Source organism: Streptomyces griseorubiginosus (assembly GCF_017614965.1).
GTDB classification, from domain to species: Bacteria; Actinomycetota; Actinomycetes; order Streptomycetales; family Streptomycetaceae; genus Streptomyces; species Streptomyces griseorubiginosus_B.
In genome coordinates, this window is sequence record NZ_WVUG01000313.1 from 1 (window position 1) to 10259 (window position 10259).

The 10259-nt window shown below is 72.3% G+C and carries 12 protein-coding genes; 4 read left to right on the forward strand and 8 right to left on the reverse strand.

The window, feature by feature from the left end; genetic code table 11:
• The 3 genes from GRC12_RS36720 to GRC12_RS36730 all read left to right on the forward strand — a co-directional run.
• Positions 1-166 (forward strand): nucleotidyltransferase family protein (locus GRC12_RS36720; RefSeq protein ID WP_208784455.1); only part of this gene is annotated, 166 nt, incomplete at its 5' end.
• A 271-nt stretch (positions 167-437) separates the two neighbouring features.
• A complete protein-coding gene (locus GRC12_RS36725) occupies positions 438-2501 on the forward strand; it encodes a S53 family peptidase (RefSeq protein ID WP_208784445.1) in 2064 nt (687 codons plus the stop codon).
• Between the two features lie 109 nt (positions 2502-2610).
• Positions 2611-3150, forward strand: a complete 540-nt coding sequence (locus tag GRC12_RS36730; protein WP_208784446.1) for a hypothetical protein — start codon at positions 2611-2613, stop codon at positions 3148-3150.
• Here the strand turns inward: GRC12_RS36730 and GRC12_RS36735 are convergent.
• Positions 3117-3341: a hypothetical protein gene (locus GRC12_RS36735; protein WP_208784456.1), complete on the reverse strand. Its 225-nt coding sequence runs from the start codon at positions 3339-3341 to the stop codon at positions 3117-3119. The genes GRC12_RS36730 and GRC12_RS36735 overlap by 34 nt on opposite strands.
• A gap of 93 nt (positions 3342-3434) precedes the next feature.
• Between GRC12_RS36735 and GRC12_RS36740 the strand changes: the two genes are divergently transcribed.
• The gene (locus tag GRC12_RS36740; protein ID WP_208784447.1) at positions 3435-4400 is read left to right on the forward strand and encodes a GlxA family transcriptional regulator; all 966 of its coding nucleotides are present in this window, start codon (positions 3435-3437) and stop codon (positions 4398-4400) included.
• Positions 4401-4415: 15 nt separating this feature from the next.
• On the opposite strand, the gene def is transcribed toward GRC12_RS36740, so the two are convergent.
• The 7 genes from def to GRC12_RS36775 all read right to left on the reverse strand — a co-directional run bounded on the left by def (position 4416) and on the right by GRC12_RS36775 (position 10024).
• Positions 4416-5066 carry a peptide deformylase gene (gene def, locus GRC12_RS36745; RefSeq protein WP_133044551.1) on the reverse strand — a complete coding sequence of 217 codons (651 nt, stop codon included), beginning with the start codon at positions 5064-5066 and terminating at the stop codon, positions 4416-4418.
• A gap of 75 nt (positions 5067-5141) precedes the next feature.
• Positions 5142-6122, reverse strand: coding sequence for a tetratricopeptide repeat protein (locus GRC12_RS36750; RefSeq protein ID WP_208784448.1), 981 nt, complete (start codon positions 6120-6122; stop codon positions 5142-5144).
• A gap of 113 nt (positions 6123-6235) precedes the next feature.
• Positions 6236-7492 carry an HD-GYP domain-containing protein gene (locus GRC12_RS36755; protein ID WP_208784449.1) on the reverse strand — a complete coding sequence of 419 codons (1257 nt, stop codon included), beginning with the start codon at positions 7490-7492 and terminating at the stop codon, positions 6236-6238.
• Positions 7493-7646: 154 nt separating this feature from the next.
• A complete protein-coding gene (locus tag GRC12_RS36760; RefSeq protein ID WP_208784450.1) occupies positions 7647-7826 on the reverse strand; it encodes a hypothetical protein in 180 nt (59 codons plus the stop codon).
• Between the two features lie 172 nt (positions 7827-7998).
• Positions 7999-8178 (reverse strand): hypothetical protein, encoded by a 180-nt coding sequence (locus GRC12_RS36765; protein ID WP_208784452.1) that lies wholly within the window; start codon positions 8176-8178, stop codon positions 7999-8001.
• Positions 8175-9482 (reverse strand): HD-GYP domain-containing protein, encoded by a 1308-nt coding sequence (locus tag GRC12_RS36770; protein ID WP_208784453.1) that lies wholly within the window; start codon positions 9480-9482, stop codon positions 8175-8177. The genes GRC12_RS36765 and GRC12_RS36770 overlap by 4 nt, the downstream gene beginning before the upstream one ends.
• A gap of 134 nt (positions 9483-9616) precedes the next feature.
• Positions 9617-10024, reverse strand: a complete 408-nt coding sequence (locus GRC12_RS36775) for a roadblock/LC7 domain-containing protein (protein ID WP_208784454.1) — start codon at positions 10022-10024, stop codon at positions 9617-9619.
• Between the last annotated feature and the right edge of the window lie 235 nt (positions 10025-10259).

The window sequence follows — 10259 nt, forward strand, 5'->3', positions numbered from 1 at the left end:
GGAGGGGGACGGGCGGTGGCGGGTGTATGCGCCGCACGGGCTGAGTGACGTGTTCAATCTCGTCGTACGGCCCAATCCGGTGCTCGCCCCGAGGACCGTCTACGAGGGCAAGACAGCCCGATGGCGCGCGCCGTGGCCGGAGTTGACCGTGTTGGACTGGCCATAAAGGATCCATCCGTCGTCCATGGAGTTCCTATGGAGCGGCAAAGTTCTTCCGGCGCATCTGTTCCACCGCCCCGCGCCCCGGCTACTTTCCTGCCGTCCTGTCATGTCACCCACAACAGCACCACCAGCACACCACAGCGACGTCACAGGATGTTCCATGTAAACCCAATGTGTCATGCCCATGACGAAAATCGCGCACAGCCGCCGCTACGCGCGTCACAGGCCTGCCACCAGCGTCGAGAACCCCACTCCAACGACGGAGGCAGTACCCCATGCGTGAGAAGTCCCGACGGAGTCTGCGAAGACTCCTGACCGCAGCCCTCCCCGCCCTCGCCCTCGGCGTCGCCGGACTCGTCGCCGCTCCGGCGACCCAGGCCCAGGTCCAGACCCAGGCCACGGCGACCTCCTCCCACTCCCGCGTCACCCAGAACGCCCAGGCCCTCACCTCCCCCGCCCGGCAGACCTTCCACTCCACCGGCAAGGCGGGCCAGAAGGTGCCGACCCAGCACCTGTGCGGCACGCCGACCCCCGGCCACGCGGCCTGTTTCGCCCAGCGCCGGACCGACATCAAGCAGCGGCTGGCCTCCGCGGTGGCCGCCGCCGCGCCCTCCGGCCTCAGCCCGGCCAACCTGCACAGCGCCTACAACCTGCCCTCCACGGGCGGCTCGGGCCTGACGGTCGCCGTGGTCGACGCCTACAACGACCCCAACGCCGAGTCGGACCTGGCCACCTACCGCTCGACGTACGGCCTGTCCTCCTGCACCAAGGCCAACGGCTGCTTCAAGCAGGTCAGTCAGACCGGTTCGACGACCTCGCTGCCGAGCAACGACACCGGCTGGGCCGGTGAAGAGGCCCTCGACATCGACATGGTCAGCGCCGTCTGCCCGAACTGCAACATCATCCTCGTCGAGGCGAACTCCGCGAACGACACCGACCTCGGCATCGCCGAGAACGAGGCCGTGTCGCTCGGCGCCAAGTTCGTCTCCAACAGCTGGGGCGGCTCCGAGTCCTCGTCGCAGACCAGCGAGGACACCTCGTACTTCAAGCACCCGGGTGTCGCCATCACCGTCTCCGCCGGCGACTCCGCCTACGGCGCCGAGTACCCGGCGACCTCCCAGTACGTGACGGCAGTCGGCGGCACCGCCCTGTCCACCTCGTCCAACTCCCGCGGCTGGACCGAGTCCGTGTGGAAGACCAGCTCCACCGAGGGCACCGGCTCCGGCTGCTCGGCGTACGACCCCAAGCCGAGCTGGCAGACCGACACCGGCTGCTCCAAGCGCATGGAGGCCGACGTCTCCGCGGTCGCCGACCCGGCCACCGGTGTGGCCGTGTACGACACCTACGGCGGTTCCGGCTGGGCCGTCTACGGCGGCACCAGCGCCTCGTCCCCGATCATCGCCGGCGTCTACGCCCTGGCCGGCACCCCCGGCTCGAGCGACTACCCGGCGAAGTACCCCTACAGCCACACCAGCAACCTGTACGACGTGACCAGCGGCAACAACGGCTCCTGCTCCACGGCGTACTTCTGCACCGCCGAGACCGGCTACGACGGCCCGACCGGCTGGGGCACCCCCAACGGCACCACGGCCTTCACCGCCGGCACCACCTCCGGCAACACGGTGACCGTCACCAACCCGGGCAGCCAGTCGACGACGACCGGCAGTTCGGTCAGCCTGCAGATCAAGGCGAGCGACAGCGCGGGCGCCACGCTGACCTACAGCGCGAGCGGCCTGCCGACCGGGCTGTCCATCAGCAGCTCGAGCGGTCTGATCTCCGGTACGGCGTCCACCGCGGGCACCTACCAGGTCACCGTCACCGCGAAGGACTCGACCGGCGCCTCCGGCTCGGCCTCCTTCTCCTGGACGGTCGGCTCCAGCGGCGGCACCTGCACCTCGACGCAGCTGCTCGGCAACCCCGGCTTCGAGTCGGGCAACACCACCTGGACCGCGTCCAGCGGGGTCATCACCAACTCCAGCAGCGAGAGCGCGCACGGCGGCTCGTACTACGCCTGGCTGGACGGGTACGGCTCCAGCCACACCGACACGCTGTCCCAGTCGGTGTCCGTCCCGAGCGGCTGCAAGGCCACCTTCACCTTCTACCTGCACATCGACACCGCGGAGACCGGCAGCACGGCGTACGACAAGCTGACGGTCAGCGCGGGTTCGACCACCCTGGCGACGTACTCGAACGTCAACGCCGCCTCGGGCTACGTGCAGAAGTCCTTCGACCTGAGCTCCTACGCGGGCTCGACCGTCACCCTGAAGTTCAGCGGCGTCGAGGACTCCTCGCTCCAGACCAGCTTCGTCGTCGACGACACCGCCGTCACCACGAGCTGAGCACCGCTTGATCCGGGCCCCGGTCGCCGCCTTCGCGGCCGGGGCTCCGGCATGCGCGGGCGTGGATCCGAACATGTGGGTGACACGTCAAAGAGGAGAGGAGGCCCCCATGCGTCGATCGATCCCCCACACGACCCTCGCCGTCGCCGCGCTCGCCCTCGTCCTCGTCGGCTGCGGCGGCCAGGCCGACAGCGGCAAGGGCGGCGGAAGCAACAGCGTGTCGTCCTCTCCCACCCCCACGACCACGTCCTCACCAACCCCCACGACCTCGTCCTCACCGACTCCCACGAGCCCGTCCTCTCCGGCCCCCACCTCGCCCGCCCCGAGCTCCACCGGCTGTACGCCCGACGCCACGCTCGACGCCCGCGACAGCGGCCGTACCGTCTGCCTGGCGGTCGGGGACACGCTCCGGATCAGTCTGGACGGGACGTCCAAGCGGCCCTGGAAACCGGTCACCGCCAAGGGCTCCGCCCTTCAGGCCACCAACAGCGGCATCGTGCTGCAGCCCGGCGACGCGAACGCCGCCTTCAAGGCCGTGGCGGACGGCAGGACCCGGCTGGAGTCCACGCGGCCGTTGTGCGCCGCCCAGACGGGCCGGGTCTCATGCCTGGGGATTCAGGAGTGGTGGGTCACCGTGGTGGTGAAGTAGCGCCGCCCGAGGGCCGGGCGCTCCCGCGCGCCGAGGCCCTCGGCCTCCAGGCGGGCACGTTCGGCCTCGCGGATCTGGCGGTCCACCCGACGGTCGTGCGCGATGCCGATCACGGACGGGAGCACGATCAGGGCGAGGAGTCCGAGAACGAACAGCATTCCGATCAGTCCTTCGATGTGTGCCGTATCCATAGACACCACTGTCGCTCCGTTGACTCCTTACAAACAGTGGCAGGACTGCCGTAGAGCCTCGAAAAACTGCCAATCCTGAGGCACACTGGAGACATGCTCCAGAACGTCGCCGCCGTCGTACTGGACGGCGTGAACCCCTTCGAACTCGCCGTCGTCTGCGAGGTGTTCGGCATCGACCGCAGCGACGACGGACTTCCCGTGTACGACTTCGCGGTCGCCTCCGGCGAGGGGCCGGTGCTGAGCACCCGCGGCGGCTTCTCCATGCAGGTCGAGCACGGCCTCGAGCGGCTGGAGGAGGCCGACCTGATCGCCGTCCCGGCCGGCGCCCAGTACGGCAGCAGGGATTTTCCGCCGGAGATGCTCGAGGCCCTGCGCCGCGGGGTCGACCGGGGCGCGCGGGTGCTCAGCGTCTGTTCCGGTGTCTTCGTGCTCGCCGCCGCCGGGCTGCTGGACGGCCGGCGCTGCGCCGTGCACTGGCACGACGCGGAGCAGCTGGCCCGCGCCTACCCACGGCTGACGGTCGAGCCCGACGTCCTGTACGTCGACGAGGACCCGGTGATCACCTCCGCGGGAACCGCCGCCGGTATCGACGCCTGTCTGCACATCGTGCGCAAGGAGCAGGGCCCGGAGGTCGCCAACAAGATCGCCCGGCGCATGGTGGTGCCGCCGCACCGGGACGGCGGGCAGGCGCAGTACATCGAGCGGCCGCTGCCGAGGAACTCGTGCGACACCGTCGGCGAGGTGCTGGTGTGGATGGAGCAGCACCTCGACGAGGAGGTCACCGTCGAGCAGCTGGCCGAGCGCGCGCACATGTCGCCGCGCACCTTCGCCCGCCGCTTCCAGCAGGAGACAGGGACGACCCCCTACCGCTGGATCCTGCGCCAGCGGGTGCTGCTGGCCCAGCGGTTGCTGGAGGCGACGGACGAGACGGTGGACGCGATCGCCGGGCGGGCCGGGTTCGGCAACGCGGCCGCGCTGCGGCACCAGTTCATCCAGGCGGTCGGCACCACGCCGAACGCCTACCGGCGCACGTTCCGGGGGCCCGAGGCGGCCGCCTGAACGTCGTCCGGCGTCTCAGTCGTTGGCGACCACGGGATAGCGGGGCTCGTTCTCGGCCATCTGCCGCAGCGCCTCCTTGCGCTCGCGCTTGGAGAGCCGGTCGATGTAGAGGTATCCGTACAGGTGGTCGGTCTCGTGCTGCAGGCAGCGGGCGAAGTAGCCGGTGCCGCGGACCTTGATCGGGTTGCCCTTCTCGTCCTGGCCGGTCACCTCGGCGTAGTCGGGGCGGGCGAGCGGCGCGTAGGCGGTGGGCACGGACAGGCAGCCCTCGTTGCTGTCGTCCAGGCGGCGCTGGTCGGCGGGCAGGTCGACCAGCTTGGGGTTGCAGACCACGCCGACGTGCCGGGCGCCCTCATCGTCGCCGCAGTCGTAGACGAAGACCTTCAGGTCGACGCCGATCTGGTTGGCGGCCAGGCCCACGCCCTCGGCGGTGCGCTGGCTGGCGAACATGTCCGCGACCAGCTGCTCCAGCTCGGGGCCGAACTCGGTGACGTCCTTGCACTCCTTGTGCAGCACCGGGTTCCCGACGACCGTGATCGGCCGCGAGGTGCCGCGCTCGCGCCAGGCGGCCTCGCGCTCCTCGGCGTCCCCGGTGTCGATGACGAAGCCCTCGTCGTCCACGGGAAGCACGCCCGCGTGCTGCTGATCGGTGTCCTGCTGCGCCATGACCGACGTACGCCTTCCTGCAACCATGCCAACTCCGGGAGTACAGCCTAAAGGCAGTTCGGCGGGGAGGTCCGGTCAGCAGACTTCTTCGAGGTCCCGCCAGTCCCTGGAGTCGGGGCTGTCGGCCACCCACCCGTCCAGCAACCCCCGCACCAGCGAAGCCGGCGCAGCCACCCCGCACTCCCGCTCCGGTACCCACAGCTGTCCGTCGGTCCGGTGGCCGAGGGGGCCCGGGTGGCCCGGCTCGCTGTGGTCGTGCGGGTCGAGATGCTCGCCGTCGCCCTCGTCGGAGGGCATCCGGGACTCGCTGCACATCCGGCACAGCAGCCGGACCGACGACGACCAGTCCTCCGCCGCGAACCCGGCGTCGGCGGCCAGTTGCTCCAGCGCGTCACGGTCCGCCTCGGTCGCCGCCTCCAGCAGCACCACCCAGGTCGGCACCGGCGAGGGCGCCCACAGCTCGATCTCGTCGAAGACGGGGTAGGCGTGCCCGGCGGCCGTGGTGCGCTCACCGTGCGGAACGCCGTCGTGCAGGACGACCTCGCCCCAGCGCCGTCCGGACGACGGCAGCGGGATCGACAGCACCTCGATCCGCGCGGGATCCAGCCGTCGCCCCCACACCACCTCGGCCTCCCCCTCCGGGGACAGCCGTACGGCGGCGCTGCCCAGGTCCATGCCGAGAGGTTCGCCGGACGCGGTGGCGACGCCCGGCACCCGCAGCCCGTACGCCTGCCAGGCCCGCCGGGCCAGCGGCCAGTCCTGCAGGGCCGTGGCCGCGATGCCGACGTTCCACCAGTCGGGCGCCCCGGTCTCCCGGTCGAGCAGGGCGACGGCGCGCAGTCCGGCCGCGCGGGCCTGCTCCCAGTCGTGCCGGAACTTGTGCAGCAGGGCGAGGTTGAACCAGGACTCCGACAGCCAGGGCTCCAGATCGGCGGCGCGCGTCAGCAGCGCGCCCGCGTCCTCGTACCGGCCGTCGCCGATCAGCGTGAAGGCGCGATCGGTGGCCTGCCGCCAGGAGGCGGAGGGCCGGTGCCGTCCCTTGCCGAAGATCCTCACGATTCCCGCCTGCCAGTTCCGTGGAGTGGGCCGGCCCAGAGCCTGGTGCCCCCGGACACCCTCTCATTCGCATCCAACCACGTGCGGCTGGAAGGGCGCTCATTACCCATGGGTTACCCAGTCGAGGGGACGGTCAGACAGTCCCTTGCGAGGACCCGGGCGAGCGATTCCACCACGTCGGGCGCGTAGTCCCCGGCGGTCGCCAGGCGCAGTTCCTCCAGCGCCGTCAGGGGTCCGCCCGGTCCGGCGCCCTGCACCTTCTCCTCGTACGCGTTGACGGCCCGCACGATCCGGGCCGCGACGGGCTGCTCCCGGTAGGGGTCGGCCTGCCGCTCGACGACCACGGCGACGGCCGGATCGACGCCGGTCTGGCGTACGACGGCCCCGCCGAGCAGCGCGATCCGCCGCTGCTCGGGGCCGGGCAGATCGGCGGTGGCGCCCGCGGGGACCGGGTCGACGAGGCTGAGCTGCCCGATGTCGTGCATCAGGGCGGCGGACTCCAGGACGGCCAGTTCGGGCCGGGTGAGCCCGAGGTCGCGGCCGACGGCCCGGCTGAGTTCGGCGACCCGGCGGGCGTGCCCGGGCGGGGTGTAGCCGGCGATCTCGGTGGCGCGGGCGAGGGAGGCGATGGTCTGCCGGTAGGTGGTCCGTACGGCGGCGTACCGCTTGAAGGACAGCTGGGTGAGCAGCAGGGGCAGGCAGAAGACCGGGAGCGCCCAGAGGCCGACGACCGCGACCGCGAGCGCCATCACCGCGCCGGTCGCGCAGACCGCCGACCCGATGCCGAGCAGGGCCCGCAACTCGTCCCGCAGCAGCGGGCCGAAGGGCCAGCCGGTGCGGGAGTGGGCGAGGGCGGCGGCGAGCACGCAGTCGCACAGCACGGTGAGGGTGAGCAGCGCGAGCAGCAGCAGCGCGTAGGCGGGGCCGTTCCAGTGGTCGAACACCCCGCGGTTGTAGAGGGGTTGGAAGCAGACGGCGGCGAAGGCGACGGACAGCACACGCCGGGCGAGATGGTCGAGGACGGGTCCCTGACCGCGCGCCACGTGCGGTACGCAGCCGCCCAACGCGGCCGCGAGCACGACGGCGACGACCTGTGCGGCCCCGTGCCGGGAGGGCTCCTGGGCGTTGGCCCCGAGCAGGGCGTACGACAGCGCGCCGGCGGCTCCGAGCGGCGCGGCCTCCCTGACCCGGGCGCCGGTCCAGCGGTTGAGCTCGCCGACGGCGACGAGCACGCCGAAGGCGAGGGCGGTGGGTCGCTCCTCCATACCGTTCCAGAGGGTGACGGCCAACGAGCCGCCGGCCAGCAGTGCGGCCCCGGCATGGATGAGGGCGGTGAGCGACGGGCGGCACGACGGCGGCCGTACGGTCATCCGCGCACCCCCTGCCGGTCGACGCCCGGTGGGGCCGGAGCGTCGGAACGGGCCTCGGCATCCGCCCACCGGGCAACGCCTGCCGAGCGGCCCACCGGGAAGCCGGCGCCTGCGGGCACGAGCCCGACGAAGAGCGCGCTGCGTGACGGCACACTCATCGACGGGCCTTCTCCCAGTCGGCGGCCGACGTGGCCAGGACGCCGAACCGGACCTCCACACCCGCCCACCGGGCAACCCCGGTCCGCCGCACGCCGCCCAGCGAACCGCCCACCGGGAAGGCGAACCCGGCGGGCACGAGCCCGGTCGCCGGCGCGCCACGCCACCCCACCGTCATCGACGGACCCCCTCCCGGCCGGCGACCGATGAGGCCGGCACGTCGGAACGGGCCTCGGCATCCGCCCACCGGACGAGCCCGTTCCACCGGACCACGCCCGACATGCCGTCCGCCGGGAAGGCGGTCGCTGCGCGCGCCAGCCCGGTCAGCAGCGCGCCACGCCACCCCACCGTCATCGACGGACCCCCTCCCGGTCGGCGACCGATGAGGCCGGCACGTCGGAACGGGCCACGACATCCGCCCACCGGACGAGCCCGTTCCACCGGACCACGCCCGACATGCCGTCCGCCGGGAAGGCGGTCGCTGCGTGCGCCAGCCCGGTCAGCAGCGCGCCGCGCCACCCCACCGTCATCGACGGACCCCCTCCCGGTCGGTGGTGGGTGGGGCCGGTGCTCCGGGGCGCTCCTCGTCCGCCGTCACCGCGGGGTGCCAGCCCTCCCGGGACAGGGCCCGCACCAGCGCGGCGACCATCCGCGGGTCGAACTGGGCGCCCGCGCACCGCCCGAGCTCCTCCAGCGCGGCCGGGACGGGACGGGCCCGGCGGTAGGAGCGGGTGGAGGTCATCGCGTCGAAGGCGTCGGCGACGGCCACCACCCGTGCCGACTCCGGGATCTGACTGCCCATCAGCCCGTACGGGTAGCCACTGCCGTCCAGCCGCTCGTGATGGTGGAGCACGGCGGCCCGCGCCTCCCCCAGGAACCCGATGCCGCGCACCATCTCGTGCCCGTACTCGGGATGCAGCTCGATCACCCGCCGTTCCTCGGGCGTCAGCGGCCCGTCCTTCCGCAACAGCCGCGTGGGGACGCCGAGTTTGCCCACGTCGTGCAGGATTCCCGCGAAGCGCAGCACCTCGACGCGGGCGTCGTCCATGCCGAGTTCGCGCGCGATCATCATGGAGGCCTGCCCGACCCGCTCACTGTGTCCGCGGGTGTACCCGTCCTTGATGTCGACGGCCTGGACGAGTGCGCGGATGGTCGCCCGGTGCGCGGCCCGCTCACGGTGGGACTGTGCGAACACCCACCAGGACACGCACATCGGCAGCAGCACGAGCAGCGCGGCGACCGGGCCGTACGGGCTGCGCCACAGTACGGCCATCATGAGCCCGGCGAGTCCGTGGACGGCGACGGGGGCGAGGGACCGTACGAACAGCCCGCGCCAGGCCCGCCGTACCGGAACCCGTTCGGCCAGCGCGAGGATCCCGCCCTCCAGGGCCGTCAGGGCCAGGCAGAATGCCAGGACCGCCGCTCCGGCGACCACCAGCACGTACGGGAAGTCGGGCGTGCGGACGGCGTCCCGTCCGCCGAGCGCCTCGTGCACCCGCCCGGCGACCCAGACGGCGAGCGCCAGTTGGGCCGCGCGCCGGATCCGCCGCAGCGCGTACGGGCGTTGCTCGACCCGGGAGAGCAGCGCACCCGGCAGCGGGACCAGCGCGGCGGCGGGCGGCGGCAGCAGGAAGGCGCCGGCGAGCAGGACCGGGTAGAACGTTCCGGCGAAGCGCCGACGGGCGGCGGCCTGCTCACCGCCCGCGTACAGCGCGGCGAGCAGAACGACCGCCCAGCAGGGCGCGTGCGTCTCGGGCAGCGGGAGCAGACAGCACAGGGTGACGACGACGAGCCCGGCGACGTACGCGCGTGCCCGTGCCGGTACCGCCTCCACGCCCACGCCCTCCCGTCGTGCCCGTTCCGGCAACGGAGCCTAGGGCGCGGGACCTTGCGAAGGGGCCGCTATGGGGGAATCTGCGGGCATATAGCCTCAGGATTAGCCCGTTCGAGTGAGCGGTGGTCGAACGTTCAGCCCGGCACGTCCTCCGCGAGCACCTTGCTCAGTTCCTCCACGGCGGCCGGTGACTCGCGCTGGAACGCGGCGAGGTCCAGGCCCGCGTCGCCCATGACGGTGAGCAGCGCGCGGTCGCCCACGGACGTGACGACGACATGGCCCGAGCCGCCCCGGACGACCACTTCCCGCAGCGGGCCGGCGCCGGTGTGGTCGGCCATGCGGCGGCCGACGCCGAGGGTCGCGGCGGCGAGGGCGGCGACGGACTCGGCGTGCACGGATTCGACGTCGGCGACGACGAGCAGGCCGTCGGCCGTGGACAGGACGCTTTCGCTGACCCCCATCACCCGGTCGCGCAGCGAGGCCAGGATGTCGGTGAGAGCGGTGGCGGAATCACGCGGTTCGGACGAGGGGTTTTCGGTCATTGACACGTGCTCCTTGCTCCGGGCGCCTGCGGTGGCTCGTTCGAACGCGTGGTCTCGGGGAGCCCGCCCAGGCCTCTCATGACACGCCGCAGGGTCTCCAACGAGGGCTGATCGGCGGCCAGTTCCTCGGGCGAGGGAATGGGATACGCGTACAGCCCCGACCTGCTCCGGTTCACATCACGGACCGGGAGGGGCGGCTTGGCGGGCGAGGGACTGGCGGTGCTCGGGGAGTCGG

Excerpts from the sequence above, each read along its gene's own strand:
- GRC12_RS36760 (WP_208784450.1), bottom strand. The coding sequence starts at position 7,826 with ATGACGGTGGGGTGGCGTGGCGCGCCGGCGACCGGGCTCGTGCCCGCC.
- GRC12_RS36765 (WP_208784452.1), bottom strand. The coding sequence starts at position 8,178 with ATGACGGTGGGGTGGCGCGGCGCGCTGCTGACCGGGCTGGCGCACGCA.
- GRC12_RS36775 (WP_208784454.1), bottom strand. The coding sequence starts at position 10,024 with ATGACCGAAAACCCCTCGTCCGAACCGCGTGATTCCGCCACCGCTCTC.
- GRC12_RS36740 (WP_208784447.1), top strand. The coding sequence starts at position 3,435 with ATGCTCCAGAACGTCGCCGCCGTCGTACTGGACGGCGTGAACCCCTTC.
- GRC12_RS36735 (WP_208784456.1), bottom strand. The coding sequence starts at position 3,341 with ATGGATACGGCACACATCGAAGGACTGATCGGAATGCTGTTCGTTCTC.
- GRC12_RS36755 (WP_208784449.1), bottom strand. The coding sequence starts at position 7,492 with ATGACCGTACGGCCGCCGTCGTGCCGCCCGTCGCTCACCGCCCTCATC.
- GRC12_RS36730 (WP_208784446.1), top strand. The coding sequence starts at position 2,611 with ATGCGTCGATCGATCCCCCACACGACCCTCGCCGTCGCCGCGCTCGCC.
- GRC12_RS36725 (WP_208784445.1), top strand. The coding sequence starts at position 438 with ATGCGTGAGAAGTCCCGACGGAGTCTGCGAAGACTCCTGACCGCAGCC.
- def (WP_133044551.1), bottom strand. The coding sequence starts at position 5,066 with ATGGCGCAGCAGGACACCGATCAGCAGCACGCGGGCGTGCTTCCCGTG.